This is a genomic window from Aeromonas sp. 604282 (assembly GCF_049170575.1).
Taxonomy (GTDB): domain Bacteria; phylum Pseudomonadota; class Gammaproteobacteria; order Enterobacterales; family Aeromonadaceae; genus Aeromonas; species Aeromonas veronii_A.
Genome location: NZ_JAAKMV010000001.1, coordinates 1 through 24,407, shown reverse-complemented (window position 1 = coordinate 24,407; position 24,407 = coordinate 1). Strand labels below are relative to the sequence as shown.

Below are 24,407 nucleotides of genomic sequence, written 5' to 3'. Positions count from 1 at the left end.
TAGGCCCGCTTTCAAGACCAGCTGCAGGAACAGGCGACTTCATGAATCACTCCATCCGTTTCACTCCCCCTCGCGTCAACCCGGGCATCAAGCCAGCCATCGTGCTGCTGACCGCCCTGCTGGCGCTGCTCTTCTGTCTGCGCAACCCGCTTGTTTACGCCATGGCGCCGGGCTTTGATGCCTCGCTGTTCGCGGTGATGGGCAAGATGTGGAGCGAAGGGGGTGTGCTCTATCGCGACATGATCGACATCAAGGGGCCGATGATCTTCGCCCTCGACGCGCTGGGCTATGGAATGGGTGGTTTTGTCGGGATCTGGGCGCTGGAGTGGGTGCTATGCTGGCTCGGACTGCTAGCCAGCTGGCAAGCCTTTGCCCAACTTGGCCTCTCGTTCAAGGCGCGGCTCGGCGCCATGCTGGCAGTGCTGGCTCTCTACGGTACCCGTTACTACTACGGCAACATGACCGAGGACTGGACCTTCCACCTCGCCCTCATCGCCCAGTGGGCCTTCATTACCCTGCTGCTGGACAAGGGATTTCGCTGGTGGCCCGCGCTGGTGGCGGCCCTCACCTTCGCCATCGTCGCCTGGATGCGCACCAACAACGGCGCCTTCTGGGGGGCCTGGTATCTGGTGCTGTTCTGCCACTGGTGTCTGCACGAAAAGTGGCGTGATGCCATCTTGCTGCTCATCTCCAGCCTGCTGGGGTTGGCGCTGATTGGCGGCCCGCTTTACGCCTACTTCCAGCAACATGATCTGCTGGCGGCCTTCAAATACTACGCCTTCGACATCTTCTTCGAGGGCAGCTACGGCAATGGCTTCTCCCCCATGGTGGGCGCCGTCGGCCTGCTGCGCACCGGTCTGGTAATGCTGCTGCCCCCCTTCATCCTGCTAATGCTGAGCCGCCGTCAGGAGTGGTATCTGCCCGCCCTGCTGGCAACCCTGTTTGGCGTGCTGTTTACCCTGATCGCCAACTCGGTCTCCGGCCATGTGTTCGATCACTACGATGTGCTCTATCTGCAGCTGGCTCTGCTGCCGCTGGCGGTACTGCTGGATCGCAGCGAGCAGAAGGCCGATGCCCTCGGCCTGCTCTGCATCTCGCTGGTGGTGCTGACTGCCAGCTGGCTGCTGGCCCAGCAGCTGGTCTTCGGCTGGAGCACCAAGGAGTGGTCCCTCGAGCGGGTTAACGAGGTGCTCGGCACCAGTCTGCTGTGGGCCCTGCCGGTACTCATTCTGGTGCCCCTGTGGCGCGCCTGGGATGTGCGCAGCGCTACCCCCTGGCTCGCCACCCTGGCCATGCTGCTGCTGATGATCAACAACGCCTGGGAAGGAACGATCAAGGGGCGCCCCTTCAACCCGGCCGCGCAGGTGCGGGTCGATCGCATCAAGGCCGAAACCAGCCCGAGCGACAAAATCTGGGTCGATGGTATCCAGCCGCAATATTATCTCTGGACCGATCGTCAGCCGGCCTCAGCCTATCTCTTCTTTGCCAACGTCAACCCGCCTTATGACGTGCGGGCTCGTGTGCTGGCGGACATCCAGCGCCAGAACCCCAAATTCATCATCGCCAAGCCGGATCGGGTGAGCGAGGAGCTGAAAAAGCCGAGCTCGCCCTCCCATCTCGCTTTCTATCAATACCTGACCAGCCACTATGAAGAGGTGGATCCGGGTCTCTATCGTCGCCGATAACCAGTGCTGAGACGCAAAGGGCGGCCATTTGGCCGCCTTTTTTCCATCCCCTCACTCCTCACCGGTAGGCAAGCAGGCCAGCGATGACTACAATGGCCCACTTTTGGATGTGACGGGTGACAGACATGGCGGAACTGACCTATCTCGGGGGCTATCCCGAAGCGCTCAAGGCGCAGGTGCAACAGTTGATCGCGGCAGGCAAACTTGGCGAGATGCTGGCCAAGCGCTATCCGGAGAGCCACCAGATCCAGAGCGACAAGGCGCTGCTCGCCTACACCATGGAGCTGAAAAACCGCTACCTCAAAAGCTCGGCCCCCCTGTCAAAGGTGGTGTTTGACGGCAAGATCAACGTCATCAAGGATGCCCTCGGCCTGCATACCTACATCAGCCGGGTACAGGGCAACAAGCTCAAGGCCAAGAACGAGATCCGCATCGCCGCCCTGTTCAAGGAGGCACCCACCCCCTTTCTCAAGATGATCGTCGCGCACGAGCTGGCTCATATCAAAGAGAAGGATCACAACAAGAGCTTCTACCAGCTCTGCCAGCATATGGAGCCCGACTATCATCAACTGGAGTTTGATCTGAGGCTCTGGCTCACCTGGCGCGATATCGACAAGGCCAACCGCTAGGTTGACGGTGGTTTCAAGGAGGAAACATGTCATTTGCCGCTATCCCCTTTAGCGCCCCGCACGTTATTGCCAATGTGGTCATTGCCAATTTGTGCCGCGCAGCCCGCCCTCCCCGGTGCGTGTCACACGGGCTGCTGGCCCTGCTCACGCTCTGCTCTTTCTTCTCACAAGGAGCAGAGCGCTGGCAGAGCGACAGCTATCTCACCGAGAGTTTTATGGCCATCGCCATGGAGCGGGAGTATCACGAAACCGCTCACCCGCGCTTCACCCGCTGGCAGCAACCGGTGCGATTGCAGCTCATCAACGAGTCGGGGGACAAGCCGCTGCAGGCGGAGGTGGTCAAGGTACAAGCCGCCCACCTCGCCCGCATCACCGGCCACCCTATCAGCATGGTGACCAGCAAACCCAACCTCACCCTCATCATGACCGACTACCAGCGGATGAAAAGCTGGGCCAACCGCACCATGGGCAACACACCTTCGGTCAACGCCGCGCTCAAGGAGGGGCTCTGCATCGGCCACTTTGCGACCAACAAGCAGCACGAGATCAGCAGTGCCACCATCATCATTCCGGTTGATTACAGCCGCGCCAAGGGGCGCTTTCTCGACTGCGTGGTGGAGGAGTTTACCCAAGTGATGGGGCTGCCCAACGACTCGGACAAGGTGTTTCCCTCCATCTTCAATGACAACAGCATCGACAGCTTCCTGACCGGCCTCGACTATGTGCTGCTCAAGCTAGCCTATCACCCAGCCCTCAAGGCCGGGATGAGCAGCGATGAGGTACGCGCAGCCCTGCCGCTCGCAATCAAGGATCTGCGCGCCAAAGGGGAGATCCGCGAAGCCAATCGCCGGGTGCAGCAGCAGAGCCTGAAAAGCTGGGCGGGGTTGTAACGGGCCTGGCTCACCCCAGAGCCAGACAAGCCACCGCGAACCTCTCACCACCCACAAAAAACGCAGCCACCTGGCTGCGTTTTTTGTTATCCGAGGATCAACGGTGCGTTATCGGGCATGCACGTTTATACGCCGCCCATGTATCCAACGCCCGTGTTATCCACTGACCGAGCGGGATCAGGATGCGACATTCTCTTCCGGCATCCAGCTCTCGGCGTTCTCCCACACCTCCTGCACCATGGCTTCGGCCAGCTCTTTGTCTTCCTTACTGGCACGGCTGACGGTCAGAGCCATGGCACTGCCCGGCGCGACCCGCACATGGATGTCGGGGAATTTTTCACCAAGCTGCTTGAGCAGCTCCTGACGCAGCGCCTCCATGGTCGAGGTCGGGATCTGATGTTTTCTGTCGATGATGATTTCAAGACGCATAGGAAACTTCTCCATGATTTATAACTGTATTTTTATACAGTATTCATGGGAAGTAAAGTGCCATCTTGCACCAATCAGAAAAGATCCAGCTGCTGACCACAGATCCGGTCGAACGACTCGCCGATAAAGGGCAGAATGGCATCGGCAATGGGCCGCAACTGCTTGTCTATGTAGTGTTCGTAATCGATGGCGCTGCGCCGGTACTCCAGCGGCTCTGGGCCATTGAGGGTCATCAGATAGGCGATGGAGCCCCGATGCTGATAACGCAGGGGCAAACCGCGACGCAGGTTCTCCTCATCGGCCAGCCGCGCCGCCCGCACATGGGGTGGCACGTTCTTCTGATACTCCTCGAGCTTCTGGCGCAGCCGTTTGCGGTAGATGAGCAGATCGTCGTGACGACCGGCGCGAGTCTCATCCACCATGGTGCGCACATAGCCGCTGGGATCTTCATCGTGAAACACCAGCTCATAGAGGCGGGTCTGGAATTGCTTGGCCAGCATGGTCCAGTCGGTACGCACCGATTCGAGCCCCTTGAACACCAGCTGTTCACTCCCCTCGCTGGCCTTGCCAACCAGCCCCGCATAGCGCTTCTTGCTGCCCTTCTCCAAGCCGCGGATGGTGGGCATCAGAAAGCGGCGGTAGTGGGTCTCGTACTGGATCTCCAGATAGCTCGGCAGATCGAACTCGCGCTTGATCAGTGCAGCCCAGTTATCGTTGATCATTTGCGCCAGTCGCTGACCGATCTCGTCCGCCTCATCGGGGCTGGTCTCGCGCCCCAGATGAACGAAAGTGGAGTCGGTATCGCCATAGATCACCTCGAACCCCTTCGCCTCAATCCACTCGCGGGTCTGCTGCATGATGCTGTGGCCACGCAGGGTGATAGATGAGGCAAGGCGCGGATCATAGAAACGGCAGCCCCCCGACCCCAGCACGCCGTAGAAAGAGTTCATGATGATCTTGATGGCCTGGGAGAGCGCCTTGTTGCTGGCGGCCTTGGCCCGATCCCGCGCCGCCCACAAGGTAGCGATGAGCTCCGGCAAGAAGTGCCGCTCGCGGGAGAACATGGCGCCGCGAAAGCCCGGAATAGCGTGCTCGGGATGCTGCAGCCCCTCGATGAGCCCCATGGGGTCGATGCAGAAGGTGCGGATGATGCTGGGATAGAGGCTCTTGAAATCGAGTACCAGCACATGGCGATAGAGACCGGGTTTGGAGTCCATCACATAGCCACCTGGGCTTGCGAGCCCACCGTCGGCTGGCAGATTGGGGGCCACGTAGCCGCCGCGATGGAGCCGCGGCAGATAGAGGTTGGTAAAGGCCGCCACCGAGCCCCCCACCCTGTCCAGCTCCAGGCCGGTGAGGGAGGCGCGTTCAATGGCAAACGGGATGAGGTGGCAGAAATCGAAGATCTCCCACACCAGCTTGCAATCTTCCAGGTTGTAGCGGGCGAGCGCCTCCTTGTCGGAGTGGAACAGTTCGGTGATCTTCTCCCCCCGATTGGCCACATCTTCGATATCCTTGCCACGGCCGAGCAGTTCGCTCGCCACCGCATCCAGGCTATAGCTGGCAAACTGCCAGGTGGCGCTTTTCAGGGTATCGATGCCATCGAGCACCATGCGCCCGGGGATAATGACGTTGCCAGTCTGGGGATCGCCCCGTGACGAGCGCCAGAAGCAGAGCTCGCGCCCCCGCCCGAGCCGCAGCCGCCGCTTGTTAAGCTCGGCGCGGCGTAGCAGCAGGCGAAAGTCAAAATTGACCACGTTCCAACCAATCACCAGGTCGGGGTCATGCAGGCTGAACCAGTTCTCCAGCGCACTCAGCAAGGCGCTCTCGTCCTCTACCCACTGGACCTGAGTGCCCCAGCTCTCGGCATCCGATTCCGGGGTGCCGATCATGATGACCCGCGCATCCTGTTCACTGTAAAGGCCGACCGAGAACAGCGCCCCGTCCATGGCGCACTCCACATCCAGCGACACCCAGGAGAGGGTTGGCGTCACCGCCTGCGGCGCGCAGCGCGCCTCGTTCACCTCCCAGTAGCCCTGCTTGCCTCCCTTCTTCACCGCCCGGCCATCGAAACGCACACCAGCTGTGATGAAACGCTCCATCAGAAACCGCTCCGGCAGCCGGATATCCGCCTCAAAGTGCTCCAGCCCGCGAATAAGCAGCAGCTCGATGGCGCGGTGAAAGGCACTCAGGGTGGCGAAATAGCAGCCCACCACAGGGCGGCCATCGAAAGTGTGCATCGGCAGGCGGCGAAACCGCCCGCTCACCCCGGCCCCTTTGAATAGCTCGGCGGCTTCTGCCATATGGCTCTGTGGCAAAAAGAACACCGGCTCCTGCCCCGGCACCACCACCCGCACCGGCCCCTGCGCGCTCCAGAGCCACATCACGATTTCGGTGGTTGCAGCCTGCCCGTTGCGACCGCGCACGTCCCGACCGTGGCGGGTCAGGATAAAACCGTCGAGGGGCGGAGTGGCGGGTACGGTGGGCTGGGTTGCAGTCATGAAGCGTAAAGGGGCTGTCCGAGAATAGCACCATTGTACGTTCATACAGTACCTGCTCGCAATCGTCACGCTGGCTGCGAGGCGGGAGTCAAACTGGTAAGCTCGATCCGGTCGTTATTCCCGCCCATCCCGTTCTGACCACTCTTCGCCGACAAAAGGAGTCTTTGTGGCAATCTATTCCCTGCTGGATCAGCTGGCTATCCCCTACCAGCGTGTTGAACATCCCCCGGTGTATACCTGTGAGGAGGCGAGCAGGCTGCTGCCCGACCTGCCCGCCGCCAAGACCAAGAACCTCTTTTTGCGCGACCCGAAAAGCGAGCGGCTGTTTCTGGTGGTGAGTCCGGAGGAGAACCGGGTCGACCTCAAGGGGCTGGCAGCCATGCTCGGGGTCAAACGGCTGAGCTTTGGCTCACCCGAGCGACTCGATGCGGTGCTCGGCCTCACCCCGGGCTCGGTGACCCTGCTCGCCATGGTGCGCGATAGGGGAAAAGCGGTAGAGCTGGTGGTAGACGAAGCCATCTGGCAGGCCGAACAGGTGCAGTGCCATCCGCTGGTCAACACCGCCACTCTGATCATCCGCCTCGACGACGTGCGCCGTCTGCTGACCCATCTGGGCAGGGAGGCCATCGTAATGCGCTTGCCTGCTGCAACCTGCGATTAACACGAGGGCTGGCGGTGGGGGCAACAGTGTCGCCAACACGGCCATATTTCTCGCAGCACAATTGCCCGATAAAACAATAAGATCTCCCTTTATCCCCTGATAAATCGAGTCAGCTGTGGCCATCGTGCAAGAAGTAGAGAGCAAACAGATTCGACCATTTAACCAATTGATCATAGGTTGAATTCATGTTGTGATCGGATCCTGCCAGCGGGCGATACCCCATCGCCCGTTCGTCCACAGGTGACTTCCCAGAGAGCCCCTTGATGCCAAGTCTGTTTTCCTCGGCCCAGTTGTTGAGTCTGGTGCTGTTTGTCACGCTGTCACATGTGGGGGTCGCCACCATTTTCGCCGCCATGTGGCACTCCCATCGCCATATCCGAGCGTTGAGCTACTGGTCTGCGGGGGAACTTGTAATCGCGGGGGCATTCAGTTGCCTGCTGCTGCGCCCCCTTGAGGGAGATGCTTCCCTTGCCAATATTCTCTGCACCAACTTGCTATTGATGACGACAATCCCGCTCTATGAAAGGGGGATGCGTCATTTCTTTCGACGTGAAGCGGACCAGCTGGGCTGGCTGCTTCCCGCCGTTACCCTCGGCGGTTTCGCCCTGTTTGCCCTGACCGCCCTGCAGCACCCCCTCTCTGATGTTCACAGCCGGATCATCGTACTCTCCGGCGTGCTCTCGCTGCAGATTGCGCTGCTTATCTGGCAGCTCTGGCGCTACCAGCGGCTGGTCCCTGTCTATCGGGTACTGCGCTTTGCCATCCTGTTGCTCGGCCTGCAACTGTTATTGCAACTGCTGCGGATCGCCAAACACCTCTGGTACCCCGAACTGGCGGCCAATACCTTCACCGACCCCCTGCTCGGGCCGGTGATACTGCTCAGCCTGCTCTTTACCATCGCCCGCAGTTATCTGCTGCTGAGCCTGGTTCATACACGCCAACAGCACGCGTTAATGCAGGCTCAGCGCAAACTGGAGCTGCGCGCCAATCAGGATGAACTGACCGGCCTGTTCAGCCGCCACTATTTCGAACAACAAGTGGCACAGCGCGGCGGCACAACATCCCCTTGCCAGCTGCTGCTGATCGATCTGGACAACTTCAAGCAGATCAACGACCGCCACGGCCACCCCGCCGGTGATGACATGCTGCGGGCCGTGGGGCAGGTGATCGCCAATACCCTGCCTGCCGAGGGGGTGGCCGGTCGGCTTGGCGGCGATGAGCTGGCGCTGCTGCTCGCGCAGCCACTGGATCTCACTCACTACTGCCACACCCTGCAGCAACAGATCGCCGATGCGACGCGGGAGCTGGCCGGTGGCCCCATCAGCCTCAGCATCGGCCTCACCTCGCTGCATCCTGACGAGGGATTCGAGCACGCTTACCTGCGGGCCGATCGTGCGCTTTACGCCGCCAAACAGACAGGAAGGCAACGGGCCTGTGTGCAGGAGCCCCACCACAGCGAACCGCAGCCACTGCAGCCCGATCATCTTCTCTCATGAGCCCTGCTGGCCGGATAGAATAGATGTCTCCACCATATTGCCAACTCTCTGTCATGCCATCACCCCGACAGGAGTCAACCAGGCAGATAGCACAATAAAAAGAGCGCCCCGGAGGCGCTCTTTTTGCGAACGTGGCAAAACCGTTAGTAGCTGTCTTCCTGCTCAGCCTTTAGCCTGGCCTGACGTGCATAGGCCTCCTCTTCGGCGCTCTCGATCTCCTGCAGCACCGAATCGAGATCGATGGCGGCGCGGCTCTCTTCAAAGTGACCGGTCAGTTCGCTCTCGGGGGTCAGTTTGCCATCTTCAAACAGCGCCCACATCTCCTGGGCATAACGGGTCTTGAGCAGCTCGGGTGCATACATGCCGTAGTAGTTGCGCATGTTGTTGACGTCGCGCTCCAGCATCGCCTTGGCCTGGTTGTTGGCGGCGGCATCCACCACCTGGGGCAGGTCGATGATGACAGGGCCATGTTCATCCACCAGCACGTTGAACTCCGAGAGATCGCCGTGAATAAGGCCGGCGCAGAGCATCCGCACCACATAGCGGATCACCTTGTGGTGATCGATGACCGCCTGCTCGGGAGTGAGCGCCACATCGTTGAGGCGTGGCGCGACATTGCCATCCTCATCGGTGATAAGCTCCATCAAGAGGACGCCATCGAGGCAGATATAAGGCTGTGGCACCCGCACACCGGCCGCCGCCAGCTTGAACAGGGCATCGACTTCGGTGTTCTGCCACACCTCTTCATGCTGCTTGCGACCGTACTTGGAGCCCTTCTCCATGGCGCGAGCATCTCGGCTGCCCCGCACCTTGCGCCCCTCCTGATAGACCACGGCCTGCTTGAAGCTGCGCTTGGATGCCTCTTTATAAACTTTGGCGCAACGGATCTCGTCGCCGCAGCGCACCACATAGACATCGGCTTCTTTGCCGCTCATCAACCGGCTGACGACCTCATCGACCAGGCCGTCATCAACCAGAGGTTGGATTCGATTTGGAATTTTCATGGCCGCCCTTTTACCCTATTTCCGCTCTCGAAGATAGCTCCGCGCACACGCACCTGCCTATCCCTGACATAAGACACCCTGTTATCCCCTGTTTGCGCTGTTTTTGTCCACCCGTTCACCTTAAAAACCACCGGCAACAGACCACATACGAAAGATCTCGATGCCAACAAAATTGGCCCGCAAGCGGGCCAATTTTCAAGGCTCGGGCGGCAAGCCCTGACGAATACGCTGAATACCCGCTTCATAGAGTCCGTCATCCCCCTCCTGATGCTCCAGGGTTTCGAAGATCTTGAGAAACCACATGTACTGCTCGGGATGACGTGCCACCTGCATCTCCACTACCCGGTTCATGGCGTTGACGTCTGCCAGCAGATCGGCGGTGGGATAAGGGTCAAACGGCGGCTCGATCTCCAACAGATAGCACCCCTCATCCTCGTCATAGCTGGCGAAGATGGGCACCGCTCTGGCGCCAGTCAGCTTCACCAGCTTGGGCAGCGCCGGCAGGGTTGCTTTGGGGCGGCCGAAAAAGGGAACAAACACGCTCGCCTCGCGGCCGTGATCCTGATCCGGCAGATAGAAAAAACTGGCGCCAGCGCGGATCGACTTGATCGCCGGCTTGATACCGACACTGCGCTCATAGACCTTGCCCCCTTTGGCCCGCTCGCGGTTGATGTACCAGTCAAAAACCTGATCTTTCGGGCTCTTCATCATGGTGCACATCTCGATGCCCATCATGGAGAAGTAGCGACCAATCATGTCGACCGCCCAGGTATGAGGCACCACCAGGATCACCGGACGGCCTGCGGTCTGCTCCGCTTGCACATGCTCCCAGCCGCTCACCTTGACGCGGCGGGTCAGGCGAGCCTTGCTGCGCCAGCTGAGCTCGCCAAAGCCCATAAAGGTCTTGAGACCGACCCGGATCGATTTGAGCAGCAGTGCCTGCCGTGCGGCGGCGTCCAGCTCGGGAAAACAGATCCTGAGGTTGGTGTCGGCAATATAGGCCTGCTTTTTCGAGAAACGCAGCAGGGTTGGAGAGACCAGATCGGCAAAACGATCCCGCAGCCTTGCAGGAGTAAATGCCAAAAGGGAGAGCAGGCCCAGCGCGCACCAGCTGCCCCACCATTTGGGATGCAGCAGGCGAATATGAAATGAGGTATCAAATACCGGATCTAACGGGGACATGGCGGCCATCAAGTCATCAAAAACAAGCGGTTATTGTAGTTATCCTGACATTTTTTTCTACCCTGAGCAGGCTGTCCGCCGATCAGCAGGTACTGATCAGACGAGTGACCATAAAAAATGGCCCACAACGGGCCATTTCAATAAATCCGGTGTCAGGGTCAACCATGGGGCGACAATCCCTTGCGGATCCGCTGGATCCCCGCTTCGTAGAGGCCATCCGGCCCCTCCTGATCTTCACGGGTATCGAAGATCTTGAGGAACCACATGTACTGGCCCGGATGGCGCGTCAGCTGCTGTTGCACCATATCGTTCATCCGACAGGTATCGGCCATCACCTCCTCGGTGGGATAGTTGTCAAACGGCGCATCTATCTCCAACCGGTAGCAGTGGTGCTCTTCGTCATAGCAGGCGAGTAGCGGCACCGCCTTGGCGCCGCTCACCTGCACCAGACGGGGCAAAGCTGGCAGGGTCGCCTTGGGGTGGCCAAAGAAAGGGGCAAAGATGCTCTTCTCGCGGCCATGATCCTGATCCGGCAAGTAGAAGAAGCTGCGACCACTCTTGATGGTTCGGATCACCGCCTTGATCCCGGCGCTGCGCTCATAGACGCGGCAACCGTTCTTGGCTCGCGCCCGGTTGAGGTGCCAGTCAAACACCGGATTGCGCGCCCGTTTCATCATGGTGCACATCGGCACCCCACGCTGGGTGAAGCAATAACCGGCCGCATCCACCGGCCAGGTGTGGGGAACCACCAGGATCACCGGCCGACCGGCAACCCGCTCAGCCTCGATGTGTTCCCATCCACTCACCTGCATCCGGCTCATCAGATAACGCTGACTGCGCATGGTGAACTCGCCAAATCCCAGCAAACTCTTGAGGCCGACCCGGATCGAGGTCAGCGCAATGGCATCCCGCTCTTCCGGGCTCTTGTCCGGGAAGCAGATTTCCAGGTTGGTTCTGGCGATATAGATCTGTTTTTTAGAGACGCGAAACACCAGCGGCGCCAGGGCATCGGCCAAACGATCGCGCAATCGTACCGGCACAAACGCCAGCAGCATCAATACGCCGAGGGCCAGCCAACTGAACCAGTAACGGGGATGCAGAAAACGGGTTTCAAAGGAGGAATTAAATACGGGATCTTGGGGAGACATGATTCGGGGTCAAGCAAAAAAGTTGTGCTGCATTGTAGTCATCCTGACAGGTAATACCAGTTAATTCCATGGCCAGCAGCCCGGCACGAGCGCGAGGTCAAAGAACCACAAAAAAATGCCCCGCACTACGGGGCATTTTGTTCGTTACACAACCAGAGTGGTGGCTCTTGGTCCAACCATCGTATGACTGGCCGTTTATCCCGTCGCTCTCGGAGCGCACTGCTTGACCATTTTTCGATATCACATCGTCAAGCGTCAGCGGTGAGCACCCTGGCGGGTAATGCCGTTATTCATTTCGGTATCACGCTGCGGCAGAAAAAACATCAGGTAACGCAGCGCCACATACCCGACGATCACGGTAGCAACCCCAAGCTCGAAGTGGGCCAGCAATCTTATCTGCTCAACGTAGTGACTCCCTTGCGCAAACCCTTCAACCAGATGGGCTACTTTGAACAGGGCAGTGGCACCGATCACCAGCGGGAAGGTGAAGGCAGCATAACCTGGCGAGAAGGGCAGACGCAGCAATTTGATGAAAGCCAGATAGATGATACCGGTCATCAGAATGGCAATCCCCAGCAGCACGGCCACCAGCAGCAGTGACGGCTCCTGGTTGACGGTCAGGTAACCGGCCAGAGAGAGGCTGGCAGGGGCAGCCAGAATGGCGATGGTCGGTTTGGCGGCATCCGGCACTTCATGACTGAAGATCAGGCGATAGAGCATCAGCGGCAGCATCAGGCCGTAGCAGATGATCCCGAACCAGAGCAGACCGTTGGCCAGCGGGGCAAACTGACCGCCCGGGAAGGCGACGTCAGCCACGATGATCCCCACCGGCGGCACGAACCAGCTCGGCACCATGTGGTGGATTTCAAACTCTTTGGCGCGATGCCAGATAAAAGTGGCCAGGAACAGCAGGTGAACTGCCACGGCAAACAGCCAGAGGGCTTCGCCCGCTTGCGGTGCAATCATACCCAGCGCTTTCGAGACCACCATGGTGCCCATGGCATAGGTCGGTACCACACTACCCACCACGGGGTGAGCGAGATCCTGCAACAGCAGGCGGGGGTGAAGCAGAAACTTGAAGGTCAGGATCACCAGCAGCACGGCCGCAATGGCGGCGCCCAGCAGCTGCATCCGGCCATCGAAGTGACCGGCATTTTCCCAACACCAACCAAGGCTGGCGATGCCCAGCGCCAAACCCGCCATAGGGGTTGGGGCGGCAGCCAGTGATTTACGGGTTCTTGCGATCATGATGACACCTTTCTATTGATGACGATGGCGATAGGATAATGGCCCCTTATCGTTTACGATATCTAAATGAATTGAATCAATCATTCAGGAAAACCAAACACAATGAAACTGACCCTGCAGCAGCTGAAAGTGTTCGCCACCATTGCCCGCTATGGCAATCTTGGCCTTGCCGCCAACGAGCTATGCCTGAGCAAGGGGGCTGTCTCCCAGTCGCTGCAGGAGCTGGAGCGCCAGCTCTCCACCCCGCTGTTTGACCGCATTCACCCCAGATTGCAGCTCAACAACGAGGGGCGCCTGCTGCAACCGGCCGCCGAAGAGCTGCTGACCCGGATGCAGGATATCGAGAACCTGTTCAGCCCCGATGCCGAGCCGAGCGGCCAGTTGCGCCTTGGTGCCAGCCAGACCATCGGCAACTACCTGCTCCCCACCCTGCTCGCCAGCAGCAAACAGGAGCTGGGGCTCCCCCCCAAGGTGACCATCAACAACACTCACCTGCTCTGTCATGCGCTGGCCAACTTCGAGCTGGATATGGCGCTGATCGAGGGGGAGAACCACCACCCCGACCTGCTCGCCGAACCCTGGCTGCAGGACGAGATGCTGGTGGTGGCCCCACCCGGTCACCCGCTTGCCAACAAGAAGGAGCTCTCCCTCTCCCGTCTGGGGGGCGAGACCTGGGTATTGCGTGAAGCGCAATCGGGCAGTCGCGAGCAATTTATCCAGCAGATCCAGCCCGAGCTGCCCCGCTGGCAACCAGGGCTTGAACTCAACACCCTGGAGGCGGTGATGCTGGCGGTGGAGAAGGGGCTTGGCATCTCCTTTATCTCCCGGCTGGCAGCCTCGGATCGCCTGGCAGATGGGCGACTGATCGCCCTGCCCCTCTCCCGTCGCTTCCCGCGCCAGCTCTCCCTTATCTGGCACAAGCAGAAGTACCACTCCACCTCCCTGCGCCACTTTATCCACTTCTGCCGAGCTCAGGTGAAGGATGCCGAGGTGAGCCACGCAGAGTAACGCCCGCTCGGAGCGCCGCTGGCCGGCCCGCCCGCCAATGACGGAAAAAGCAGAGAGGGAGCCACGGCTCCCTCTCTTTGATTCACCTGTTCGGTATCACTGCGCCAGACTGCGCAACCAGCTGATCTCCTCACCCCAGATGGACTCGTCTATAGTTTCGAGGATAAGCGGAATGCGATCGAAGCGATCATCATTCATGATGTGGTGGAATACCGCCTCCCCCAGATTGCCCTCGCGCAAGCTGTGATGGCGATCGACCCGGCTGCCGAAGGTGCACTTGGCACCGTTGATATGCATCCCCTTGAGATAGTGAAAACCCACCGTGCGGTCGAACTCGGCAAAGACGGCGGCACAGCTCTCGGCGGTGCGCAGATCGTAGCCGGCGGCAAAGGCGTGGCAGGTATCGAAACAGATCCCGACCCGGCTCTTGTCCTCCACCCCCTCGATGATGGTGGCGAGGTGCTCGAACGACCAGCCGAGATTGGTCCCCTGCCCGGCGGTGTTCTCGATCACCGCCGTTACCCCTTCACTGCGCTCCAGTGCCCAGTTGATCGACTCGCTCACCAGCTTGAGGCTGGCCGCCTCTGGGATCTGCTTGAGATGGCTACCTGGATGGAAGTTCAGATAGCAAAGCCCCAGCTGCTCACAGCGCTTCATCTCATCGAGAAACGCATCGCGGGATTTTGCCAGAGCATCGGGATCCGGGTGGCCCAGGTTGATGAGATAGCTGTCGTGGGGCAGGATCTGCTGCGGCAGAAAACCGGCCTTGTCACAGGCCGCCTTGAAGGCGCGGATGGTGGCATCCGACAAGGGGGCCGCCTGCCACTGACGCTGATTCTTGGTAAAGAGGGCAAACGCGTTGGCCCCGATGGCCTGGGCACGGGCGATGGTATTCTCCACCCCGCCGGCCGCACTGACGTGGGCTCCGATATATTTCATACAATCTCCTCAATACGGCAAGCCGCCATTATGCCGATCCCGCCCCTCCGGGCCAAACCGGGATATCCGATAGCAGGTATCGACAAATAGCGCCCCCTTCTGCGAGGCGTAGCAATTCACGACGTAATTTACCTGTGTGGTGGCCACCTCTCCCCACAAGGGGGCTGATCCATCCGGTCCATACCTGCATAGCATGCATAAAAAACGCAGCGCTATCGCACGGGCGATAACTGCTGCGTTTTGGGGTCCCTCGGACGTATCCCTTGCCATGGCCAGAATGGCTAGCGACAAGGGAGCAAGAATGCGCGGGGAGAGTCGCCTTAGAACGGCATCTTGAACCCTGGCGGCAGTTGCATGCCACCGGTCAGTTCGCCCATTTTGGTCTTATTCTGCTCTTCCACGCGGCGCACGGCATCGTTGCAAGCGGCGGCAACCAGATCTTCCAGCAGCTCTTTGTCATCTTCCATCAGGGAGGGATCGATCTCGATGCGACGGACGCTGTGGCTACCAGTCATGGTGACCTTGACCATGCCGGCACCGGCTTCACCGGTCACTTCCATCTGGGCAAGCTGCTCTTGCATCTTCTGCATACGCTCTTGCATCTGCTGGGCCTGTTTCATCAGGTTACCCATTCCACCTTTACCAAACATATGTCGTCTCTCGTCTTGAAATCCGGCATCCAGCGCCGGGCTGTGGGCTTGTCTGTCCTAGATGGGGACAGCCAAACTGCTTTTCAACCGGGAGCCAGCTCCCGGCCACGGAATTTAGCGGTTGAGGGGCTCGATGCTCTCGTGATGGAGCACGGCACCAAACCGCTGAACTAAAAACTGTACGTTGGGATCCTGCTCCAGATCCCGGGTCACCTGCTCGCGTACCCCGAGATAAAGGCGATGCTCGATCTCAAGGGGAGTCTCCTTGTCAGGCACCACACCGAGCGTTACCTCGACCTGTACCGGTTGCCCCAGCGCAGGCCCGATGATCTCGGCCAGATCGGCGCGCGCCTTGTCGCTCACCAGATGGCGCTGCTCGGGCTTGAGGGTTAGCAGGACTTTATCCCCTTCCCGCGTCATCACCGAGTTGATGGCGAGCTGGCGCAGCCGACCACCCACCTGGGTGTGAGCAATCAACTCGGCCCAAGCGTCACCACAACCATTGAGCAACGAGGAGGGAATAAGGCGGGTCGCCTCCCCCTCTTGCGGCTCGCTGTCGCTCTCGAGCTCATCCCAGTCGATGGTCTCCATCACCGGCTGAGGAGGAGCAGGCTCACTCTCGAGTTGAACCTGGGGCAGTAGAGCTGGTGCCAGCGGTGCTGGTTCCTGACGAACGCTATCATGCCAAGCAGGCTGCCCCTCCAGATCCCAGGGTGGCAGATCGGTCGGCTGCGCGGGTTGGATCGCAGTAGGTGTGGTGTGATTGGATGAACTACGAACAGGATCCGGCACTGGCGAGGCCATAAAGCTCTGGCTGAGGTACTCCTCGTAATCCCCGTTATCGCTGGACTCGTCGTAGCTGTCGGTATAGAGATCCACCGGTGGCTGCTCGCCAAACTGCCCCATGGCGGAGCCACTTGGGGTTGCAGCCTGACTGATAGCAGACGACGCTGCACGCTTCGCATCTGGCGCAGGGACAGCAGCCTGACGCACAGGCACAACCGGCACCGCACGGGGCGCAGGTGCTGGCGCGCTGCTCTCTCCACGTTGGCGACTACGCAGCATATTGCGCTTGCCCAGCAGACTCTGCATGGTCGACACCGCCGAGACTGGCTCAAGCACTTCCGGAGCTGGCGCAGTCGAAGCGCAATTCATCTGTACAGGCGCCATCTCCCCTGCAGCCATCTGAGCGGCGTCACTTGGTACCGAAAGTGTCGGGTTTGCAGCAGCCCTCTCTCCCCAACTCGCAGCGTCAACCGCCATGCCGCTATTCACGCCAGAGAGCGTGGCCGACTCGGCCTGATAACCCATACCGGTCGCCTCGCGCAGCAGCTCATCCTGCTGACTGAACAGCTCGGCGGCTTGCGCCTCTTCCTCGCTGTCTGCGAGGTTGCCGGTGTCATCAGTCATCGCAGGCAGGGAAAGATCCACCACGGGCACAGCACTGGTAGCAACAGGGCTGGCTAACGGTGCAGGCACGGCGCCGCTGATCGGTGCCGGAGCGGCCGATTCAGCGGCCGGGCGCTTTCCCGGCAAAGAGACTACCGGAGTTGCACTGCTTGTCATTGACGGGGGCAATGCGGTGAGGCTGGCAGGATGCAGGGCATCGCGCCTTGGCGAGAAGGCGAGCATCCGCAGGCAGGTCATCTCCAGCGCGGTGCGGCCATCAGGTGCCCAGGGCAGATCTTTGCGGCCACCCAGCACAATCTGGTAGCAGAGCTGCACCTCTTCCGGGCTCATCGCCTTGGCCAGTTGCAGCAGGGCATCAGCATCCGCCCCCTGCTCCTGCACGCTGGCAGGTAGCAGCTGGGCCATGGCTATGCGATGGAGCAAGCCTTCCAGCTCTGCGTGGAGCTGATCAAAATCGGGACCAAGGGTGGCGATCTCGGTGATCTTGGCCATGGTTGCCGGCGCATCTTGCCGCAAAATGGCTTCCAAAAGCTGGTGCAGATGACGGTGATCGAGCGTGCCCAGCATCGCCAGCACGCTGTCGAGGCGCACGCTGCCGTTACCGTGGGCCAACGCCTGATCGGTCAGGCTCAGGGCATCGCGCATACTGCCGTCAGCCGCTTTGGCCAGGGCCAGCAGGGCGCGCGGTTCGAAGGGTTGGCCCTCCTGATCCAGCACCCATTCGAGCTGCTTAGCGATCTGGGTCTGATCCAGACTCTTCAGATGAAACTGCAGGCAGCGCGAGAGAATGGTAATGGGCAGCTTCTGCGGATCCGTGGTGGCCAGCAGAAACTTCACATAGGGGGGCGGCTCTTCCAGGGTTTTCAGCAGCGCGTTGAAGCTGTGGCGCGACAACATGTGCACTTCGTCGATGAGATAGACCTTGAAGCGACCGCGGGCCGGACGGTACTGCACGTTGTCGAGCAGCTCGCGGGTATCTTCCACCTTGGTGCGGGACGCCGCGTCAATCTCCAGCAGGTCGACAAAGTTGCCCTGATCGATCTCGCGGCAGGTATCGCAGACGCCACACGGATGGCTGCTGATCCCCTGCTCGCAGTTGAGGCTCTTGGCCAGAATACGGGCGATGGTGGTTTTGCCGACGCCGCGGGTGCCGCTCAGCAGATAGGCGTGATGCAGCCGTCCCTGATCCAGGGCGTTGGTCAGGGCAGTCAGCACATGTTGCTGACCAACCACTTGTTCAAACGTATGGGGGCGCCATTTACGCGCCAGAACCTGATAGCTCATAAATCCATCATGCAGGGAAGACAGGGCATTGAGGCCGGATGCTAACACAAATGGCGGGCTGGCTGTATCGGCTATCGGTCAGAGCGGGAGGGATCGCTTGATTTTCAAACCGATGCCCACATAGGCATCGGTTCAACGCAGGCCCGATGCAGAGGATCGGGCCGAAGAGGCATTACTCGCCAGCCAGTTCGACCAGTGAGACCACCTTGATGCCAGCGGCAGTCAGGCGGGCATCCCCCCCCAGAGAGGGCAGGGAGATGATGAAGGCCGCATCGGCCACTTCACCACCGGCACGGCGGATCAGCTTGACGGTGGCATCGACGGTACCGCCAGTGGCGAGCAGATCGTCCACTACCAGTACCTTGTCACCGGGCACGATGGCATCGGTGTGCAGTTGCAGAGTATCGGTGCCGTACTCGAGGGCATAGGACTCCTCGATCACTTCGCGCGGCAGCTTGCCCGGCTTGCGGACCGGCACAAAGCCAAGTCCCATGGCGTAGGCAACCGGTGCGCCAAAGATGAAGCCGCGAGCTTCGGTGCCAACAATCTTGGTGATCCCTTGATCACGATAATGATTGGCCAGCAGATCGATGGTGGCCTTGAAGGCCTCGGCGTTCTCGATCAGGCTGGTAATGTCACGAAACAGAATGCCCGGCTTCGGATAGTCGGGAATGGTCTTGATGCTCGCTTCGATAAATTTCAGGGTTTCCGGATTCATGGTTTGACCGTTTGTTTTTCGACCCAGGATGGCCGTTTTATCTTAGTCTTCCCGCCAGCGGGAAATAAAAAAGCCTGTCACGCAAGAATGACAGGCCGACTCCATAGCATTATTGCCGCAATAGCTTAGGGACTTCACTTCTCCATTGCAACTGGCTCCAGCACCGGCAGACGCATTAACCAGGTGAGCAGGATCACCATTATGAGAAGCAGCAGCCCCCTGACCCATAACAACGGCACCACCGCCAGCGACACCGAGAAGGTGAGCAGAATGAAGATAATTGCGCGCCGCCGTGCATGACGGCGAATACCGCGATACTGCTGCCAGTCTGCAATGGGTGGGCCAAACCAGGGATGGGCCAGCAGCCAGTGGTGAAAACGGGGGGACGAGCGGGCAAATAGCGCCGCCGCCAGCAGCATGAAGGGCGTGGTCGGCAACAGGGGCAGCACTATGCCGATGATGCCAGTTACGAATGCCAGCCAGCCCAACCCCATCAAACACCAACGTTTCATCGCAGCCCCTCTTGCATGCTCTTGCGCCATCCTAACAGGATCCGCCCCCATGTTGACAACGACTCCCATTATCACGGCAACTGATGCCCCGGATCACGGGGCTTGTGAACCAGTAATGGCCTGAACCTGCCCATTCCCATGGCGTGACGGCTGACAACCTGACCCGTTACCACTACAATCTGCGCTCTTTTTTCTATGTTTGTCCTTCGGAACCGGTTATGCGCGTTATTTTGGCCCCCATGCAAGGGGTGCTGGATCACCTGATGCGGGAGGTACTCACCTCCGTCAATGATTACGACCTCTGCGTGAGTGAATTTATCCGGGTGGTCGACCAACTGCTGCCCGCCAAGGTGTTCCATCGCCTCTGCCCTGAACTGCTGCAAGATGGCAAAACCCGCGCAGGCACCCCGGTGCGGGTGCAATTGCTGGGGCAACATCCCGAGTGGCTGGCCGAGAACGCTGTGCGCGCCATCGAGCTCGGTTCCCCCGGGGTCGATCTCAACTTCGGCTGCCCCGCCCCCACGGTCAACAAGAGCAAGGGGGGCGCAGTGCTGCTCAAAGAGCCCGAGACCATCTACCGCATCGTCAAGGCGGTGCGGGACGCTGTGCCAACCCATCTGCCGGTGAGCGCCAAAATTCGGCTCGGTTACGATGACAAGGATCTTTACCTGGAGAACGCCCAAGCGGTCTACCAGGGAGGTGCCAACGAGCTGGCCGTCCATGCCCGCACCAAGCGCGAAGGGTACAAGGCCCCCGCCCACTGGGAGTATGTGGACGCCATTCGCCGCGCCCTGCCCATCCCCGTCACCGCCAACGGCGAGATTTGGGATCATCAGGATGCCCTCGCCTGCGCCCGCGTTTCCGGCTGCGATGCCCTGATGGTCGGGCGCGGCGCCATCTCTCTGCCCAATCTGGCCAACGTGATGAAAACCGGCTGCCCGCACATGAGCTGGGCCGAGGTGCTGCAGCTGATGGTGAGCTACACCGAGCAGGATCTGGCCAGCGAAAAAGCCGACTACTACCCCAGCCGTATCAAGCAGTGGTTCAGCTATCTCAAGCGGGAATATCCCGAAGCGGACCTGCTGTTTCAGGAGATCAGGGTACTCAAAGAGACCGACCCCATCCGCGATGCCCTGCTGCAAGCGGCCAAAAGCCACGGCTAACCACGTTTAACTTGACGCATGTCATCTTGATAGAGTTATCGGATCCCTATACTGCCCCGAAACTGCTGTCTGTCCTGTGGGGGATAATGTGTGTGAAATGACGCAAGCACAGCTGGCTGTCTGGCGTAATCGCCTGCTGTCCGACTGGGCCCAAGAACGAGAAACGCTGATCGGTCAGCTCAAAGCCTGCCGCCGTGATGAATGGGCCGAACAGGTCGGTCACTGCGAGCAGGATCAACTTGTAGAACTGACCAGTCGGCTTGATCTGCCGAAGGTAGAGCAGAGCGTGGCCCGCCTCAAGCGGATCGATGCAGCACTCTGCCAGATGGATCTCGGCCTCTATGGCCTCTGCTCCGATTGTGAAGAGCCGCTGGCCATTGAACAGCTGGAACAGGATCCGACCCTGCAACGCTGCCCGCGCTGCGAAGCCCGTTATCGCAAGGGATTCCACGCCCACGAGCTCTGAAAGATGCACCTGCCGGTGCATCCTCTCTTTACCGTATCACTGGTGACACTCCCATTCCTGTCCAATACTCGACTATATGAGCCGGTTCGAGGGGATGAGTCGTGTACAGACTCTTGTTGTTATGGTGTTTATGCTGCCAGGTTAATGCACAGGAGTCTTTGGTCGTTGGCTGGAGCAACTGGCAACCGTTCAGCTATCGCAACGAACAGCATCAGTTGCAAGGGTTGGATATCGAACTGCTCAACGCCATCCTGCAGCGGGCTGACTATCAACCCCGTTTCATTGAAATGCCATGGACCCGGGTACTGCACGAATTAGAATTTGGCACGGTACAACTGGCCATGTCAGCCAACATCACCATCGAACGGCAGCAATATGCCCGCTTCAGCCACCCCTATCGGGAAGAGGAAACGGTCATCATCATCCGCAAAGAGGATGAACCGCGCTGGCGCAAGATCACGACTCTGGAGCAGCTGATCAACACTCCCGATTTTCATATCGGCCTGCTCAAGGGGTTTGACTACGGTGAGGCGTTCCGCCGCCTTGTCGCCGACCCCAAAGTTCAAACTCGGCTGCAGGAACGGTTCACGTTGGAGCAACTGCTCAAGATGCTCAATGGCGGGCGGATCCAGGGGTTTATCCTCGACCCGAACAGCTTGCAAGAGTGGAAAGATCAGGGCATTACCTTGAAACAGCTCCATATCCTGCTTCGTATCGAGCGCACCCCGGTCCATCTTATGCTCAGCAAAAAGAGCACATCGCAAGCACAGCTGGATCGACTCAATCAGGCGATTGACCAACTCAAGCAAAGTCCAGAATATCAACAGATCCTGACCCGCTACACCCATACCTCGCTCGCAGAATAACAACAGGAGAGCCGATGGCTCTCCTGTTCTCTAAGCAGGTTCCTTTCAACGACACATCATGCACAACTTAATCTTCAATCCTGACCGAGCACGATGTCAGTTAGATGGGAGAAGTGATGGATCTCGTGGGTGGCATCACATTCGTCACCCTGCTTGCGCGGGTTATACCAACAGGTTGCAAGCCCCTGTGCAGCCGCACCGGCAATATCGGTCTTGGGATTGTCACCCACCATCAGTACTCTGGCAGGATCCGGAGCCCCCATCAGCGAGAGGGTGTGCTGGAAAATGGCTGGCGCTGGTTTGGTCACCCGGATCTCGTCGGAGATCACCAGCGGCTCGAACCATTCGCTCCAACCCAGTTTACCGAGCCGTCCCCGCTGGGGAACGCTGAAGCCATTGGTGATGATCCCCATCTTCACCTTATCCTTCAGCTGCTGCAGCGTCTCCACCACTCCCTCAAGGGGCATACTCAAAGCCACAATCTGCGCCAGAAAGGTGTTGTTCATTACCATCGGGTCAACATTGACTTGCTCTGCAAAGCGGGAAAAACGGGTCTCTTGCAACGCAGTAGCGTCTATCTCACCATTGTTGTACTGCTGCCACAGGCCGTGGTTGAGAGTGTGATAGGCGGCCATGCCAGCCTCATCCACTTCTACGCCATAGAAGCAGAGGGTCTGCTCCAGCGCCTGTGTCACCGGGAAATCGAGCAGGGTTTCATCCAAATCGAACAGCACCCAGTCATAGCTTGGTTGTTTCACAGAAATCCTTGTATCAGTTAGATTATTCGCAAGCTGAATGTCCCACTCGACCCAGTGGGCCAGCCAGCAGATCCAGCGTGAGCCGCACACCAAAACCGGTTACTTCACTGGATACCACCCCGTTCCCACCCTTATTGCGAAAACCGCTCAGATCAAAATGTAGCCAGGGGGTCTGCTCGGGCACGAAGTGAGCTAGAAAGCGGGCGGCATCGATATGATCCGGCGAGCTACCTGGTGCACACTGCAACAGATCGGCCCACTCGCTCTCGATGTTGTCATCGTAATCCTCATCGAGCGGGAAGGGCCAAACTCGCTCGCCACTGTGCTGACCCAGCTTGACCAGTGATGCCAGCCATTCACTGCGATTGGTAAAGACGCCACTATAGCGGCTGCCCAGCGCCCGCTTGCACGCCCCGGTCAGGGTCGCATAATCGATCAGCAGATCAGGGGTATCCTGCGCCGCCATTACCAGGGTATCGGCCAGCACCATTCGCCCTTCAGCATCGGTATCAACCACCTCTATGGAGATGCCATTGATGGCGGTCACCACTTCACCTGGACGATAGGCGTGAGGGCCGATATGGTTCTCGGCAATGGCCAGCCAGCAGTGCACCTCGTAGGGTAATTGAGCACGGCTGATGGCGTAGAGAGCACCCAGCGCCACTGCGCTACCCCCCATATCGAGATGCATGCCATACATGCTGCCGGAAACTTTGAGGTTATAGCCCCCGGAGTCATGGCAGATCCCCTTGCCCACCAGCGCAATACGGCGCACCGGCTTGGGTGGGTAGTAGCTGAGCTTGACCATGGCACCCTGATTATCTTCCGAGCCACGGGCGACGGCCAAAAAGGCGCCGGCCCCCAGCTCGGCCAACTGTGCCTGATCATAGTGATGGCACTGCCAACCTTCGTCATGGGCAAGCTGGCTGACAAACTCGCGATAGCTGGCCGCCGTCAGCTCGGAGGCGGGCAACACCGCCAGATGACGGGCCAATCCATTGCCCCCCGCTTCGCTATAGATACGAGCCAGATCCAGCACCACCGCAGGAGAAACAGACAACTGCTGATAGCTCCAGCCACTTCCGCTGCGGCTTTTGCTGGTCGGCAACGAAAGGTTGGCGGCCAACAGAGCGGACAACATCAATTCTGCCAGCATCACCCGCTCGGAGGGGGAAAAACCTTCCAGATGCAGCCCGAGCCGTTCAACCTTGAGCCCGGAAAGAGGGGCTATCCAGCCTCTGACCTGCTTATAAAGACGGTGATCCCGCGTCACATTGCCAGCCACAAATATGACCAGCAACAGGGTGGAACCATGCATCTGGGTGAAGGGTGCTTTTTGCCCAAGCGCCAACTGGGTGTTGATCCCCGACAGGGCTGGTAACGACAGTAATGCCTCCTTCTGCTCTTCGGCGATCAGTAGCAGTTGCAACGGCAGTCCCTGGGCAAGGGCTTCGGCCAGCGTGGCATCCCGGCTTTCAATAGCAGGAGGAAGATAAGTGAAGGGTGTGATCACAGGCGAGAGCCTCATCCATGAAGAGATACCTGATGATACCCAACAAATGGTTGATACGACCAGTTTTGGTCTTGAAAAAGCGTCAGAAATAGCAGCAATCACCAGATGGTGACGAGCATCAAGAAGGATTGTTCAATGATTGGCAATGCAGGAAGGTAACGTTCAGAGAATTGGTTGCGGGGGCCGGATTTGAACCGACGACCTTCGGGTTATGAGCCCGACGAGCTACCGAGCTGCTCCACCCCGC

Annotated in this window: 22 protein-coding genes; 9 read left to right on the top strand and 13 right to left on the bottom strand. The window is 59.3% G+C overall.

Going from position 1 to position 24,407, the window contains the following annotated elements:
• Positions 1-41: 41 nt before the first annotated feature.
• The 3 genes from G5367_RS00110 to G5367_RS00100 all read left to right on the top strand — a co-directional run bounded on the left by G5367_RS00110 (position 42) and on the right by G5367_RS00100 (position 3,204).
• Positions 42-1,685 (top strand): hypothetical protein, encoded by a 1,644-nt coding sequence (locus tag G5367_RS00110; protein ID WP_421293777.1) that lies wholly within the window; start codon positions 42-44, stop codon positions 1,683-1,685.
• Between the two features lie 125 nt (positions 1,686-1,810).
• Positions 1,811-2,314 (top strand): M48 family metallopeptidase, encoded by a 504-nt coding sequence (locus G5367_RS00105; protein ID WP_421293776.1) that lies wholly within the window; start codon positions 1,811-1,813, stop codon positions 2,312-2,314.
• A 26-nt stretch (positions 2,315-2,340) separates the two neighbouring features.
• On the top strand, positions 2,341-3,204 hold the full coding sequence (locus tag G5367_RS00100) for a DUF2927 domain-containing protein (protein WP_421293775.1): 864 nt from the start codon (positions 2,341-2,343) through the stop codon (positions 3,202-3,204).
• Positions 3,205-3,381: 177 nt separating this feature from the next.
• Here the strand turns inward: G5367_RS00100 and G5367_RS00095 are convergent, their stop codons facing one another.
• Complete coding sequence (locus G5367_RS00095) at positions 3,382-3,633, bottom strand: DinI family protein (RefSeq protein ID WP_005333426.1); 252 nt, start codon at positions 3,631-3,633, stop codon at positions 3,382-3,384.
• Positions 3,634-3,707: 74 nt separating this feature from the next.
• Positions 3,708-6,134: a DNA polymerase II gene (locus G5367_RS00090; protein ID WP_270904849.1), complete on the bottom strand. Its 2,427-nt coding sequence runs from the start codon at positions 6,132-6,134 to the stop codon at positions 3,708-3,710.
• 166 nt (positions 6,135-6,300) lie between these two features.
• On the opposite strand from G5367_RS00090, the gene G5367_RS00085 reads away from it, so the two are divergent.
• Positions 6,301-6,795, top strand: coding sequence for a prolyl-tRNA synthetase associated domain-containing protein (locus tag G5367_RS00085; protein WP_421212381.1), 495 nt, complete (start codon positions 6,301-6,303; stop codon positions 6,793-6,795).
• A gap of 263 nt (positions 6,796-7,058) precedes the next feature.
• Positions 7,059-8,291: a GGDEF domain-containing protein gene (locus G5367_RS00080; protein WP_337073819.1), complete on the top strand. Its 1,233-nt coding sequence runs from the start codon at positions 7,059-7,061 to the stop codon at positions 8,289-8,291.
• Between the two features lie 143 nt (positions 8,292-8,434).
• On the opposite strand, the gene G5367_RS00075 is transcribed toward G5367_RS00080, so the two are convergent.
• From G5367_RS00075 to G5367_RS00060, 4 genes are all read right to left on the bottom strand, one after another.
• A complete protein-coding gene (locus tag G5367_RS00075) occupies positions 8,435-9,295 on the bottom strand; it encodes a PA4780 family RIO1-like protein kinase (protein WP_005346020.1) in 861 nt (286 codons plus the stop codon).
• Positions 9,296-9,490: 195 nt separating this feature from the next.
• Positions 9,491-10,486, bottom strand: a complete 996-nt coding sequence (locus G5367_RS00070; RefSeq protein ID WP_337073820.1) for a lauroyl-Kdo(2)-lipid IV(A) myristoyltransferase — start codon at positions 10,484-10,486, stop codon at positions 9,491-9,493.
• 149 nt (positions 10,487-10,635) lie between these two features.
• A complete protein-coding gene (gene lpxM / locus G5367_RS00065) occupies positions 10,636-11,625 on the bottom strand; it encodes a lauroyl-Kdo(2)-lipid IV(A) myristoyltransferase (RefSeq protein ID WP_337073821.1) in 990 nt (329 codons plus the stop codon).
• A 255-nt stretch (positions 11,626-11,880) separates the two neighbouring features.
• Positions 11,881-12,873 carry a TDT family transporter gene (locus G5367_RS00060; RefSeq protein ID WP_216978873.1) on the bottom strand — a complete coding sequence of 331 codons (993 nt, stop codon included), beginning with the start codon at positions 12,871-12,873 and terminating at the stop codon, positions 11,881-11,883.
• A 102-nt stretch (positions 12,874-12,975) separates the two neighbouring features.
• Here G5367_RS00060 and G5367_RS00055 point away from each other — a divergent pair, with 102 nt between their 5' ends.
• The gene (locus G5367_RS00055; protein ID WP_335840825.1) at positions 12,976-13,881 is read left to right on the top strand and encodes a LysR substrate-binding domain-containing protein; all 906 of its coding nucleotides are present in this window, start codon (positions 12,976-12,978) and stop codon (positions 13,879-13,881) included.
• A gap of 96 nt (positions 13,882-13,977) precedes the next feature.
• Here the strand turns inward: G5367_RS00055 and nfo are convergent, their stop codons facing one another.
• The 5 genes from nfo to G5367_RS00030 form a co-directional block, all read right to left on the bottom strand.
• Complete coding sequence (gene nfo / locus G5367_RS00050) at positions 13,978-14,820, bottom strand: deoxyribonuclease IV (RefSeq protein ID WP_216978875.1); 843 nt, start codon at positions 14,818-14,820, stop codon at positions 13,978-13,980.
• A 320-nt stretch (positions 14,821-15,140) separates the two neighbouring features.
• Positions 15,141-15,470, bottom strand: coding sequence for a YbaB/EbfC family nucleoid-associated protein (locus tag G5367_RS00045; RefSeq protein ID WP_041210739.1), 330 nt, complete (start codon positions 15,468-15,470; stop codon positions 15,141-15,143).
• Positions 15,471-15,584: 114 nt separating this feature from the next.
• Complete coding sequence (dnaX, locus tag G5367_RS00040; RefSeq protein ID WP_337073822.1) at positions 15,585-18,164, bottom strand: DNA polymerase III subunit gamma/tau; 2,580 nt, start codon at positions 18,162-18,164, stop codon at positions 15,585-15,587.
• Positions 18,165-18,336: 172 nt separating this feature from the next.
• Positions 18,337-18,882 carry an adenine phosphoribosyltransferase gene (apt, locus tag G5367_RS00035; RefSeq protein ID WP_005352403.1) on the bottom strand — a complete coding sequence of 182 codons (546 nt, stop codon included), beginning with the start codon at positions 18,880-18,882 and terminating at the stop codon, positions 18,337-18,339.
• Positions 18,883-19,016: 134 nt separating this feature from the next.
• A complete protein-coding gene (locus G5367_RS00030) occupies positions 19,017-19,394 on the bottom strand; it encodes a YbaN family protein (protein WP_421243519.1) in 378 nt (125 codons plus the stop codon).
• Positions 19,395-19,612: 218 nt separating this feature from the next.
• Here G5367_RS00030 and dusC point away from each other — a divergent pair, with 218 nt between their 5' ends.
• From dusC to G5367_RS00015, 3 genes are all read left to right on the top strand, one after another.
• Positions 19,613-20,557, top strand: a complete 945-nt coding sequence (dusC, locus tag G5367_RS00025; RefSeq protein WP_421243518.1) for a tRNA dihydrouridine(16) synthase DusC — start codon at positions 19,613-19,615, stop codon at positions 20,555-20,557.
• A gap of 97 nt (positions 20,558-20,654) precedes the next feature.
• The gene (locus tag G5367_RS00020; protein WP_216978879.1) at positions 20,655-21,023 is read left to right on the top strand and encodes a TraR/DksA family transcriptional regulator; all 369 of its coding nucleotides are present in this window, start codon (positions 20,655-20,657) and stop codon (positions 21,021-21,023) included.
• Positions 21,024-21,181: 158 nt separating this feature from the next.
• Entirely contained in the window at positions 21,182-21,889 is a 708-nt protein-coding gene (locus G5367_RS00015) for a substrate-binding periplasmic protein (RefSeq protein WP_254204484.1), read from the top strand.
• Positions 21,890-21,963: 74 nt separating this feature from the next.
• On the opposite strand, the gene yjjG is transcribed toward G5367_RS00015, so the two are convergent.
• Both yjjG and G5367_RS00005 read right to left on the bottom strand, forming a co-directional pair.
• A complete protein-coding gene (yjjG, locus tag G5367_RS00010; protein ID WP_421243517.1) occupies positions 21,964-22,647 on the bottom strand; it encodes a pyrimidine 5'-nucleotidase in 684 nt (227 codons plus the stop codon).
• Positions 22,648-22,669: 22 nt separating this feature from the next.
• A complete protein-coding gene (locus G5367_RS00005) occupies positions 22,670-24,160 on the bottom strand; it encodes a M17 family metallopeptidase (protein WP_421243516.1) in 1,491 nt (496 codons plus the stop codon).
• Between the last annotated feature and the right edge of the window lie 247 nt (positions 24,161-24,407).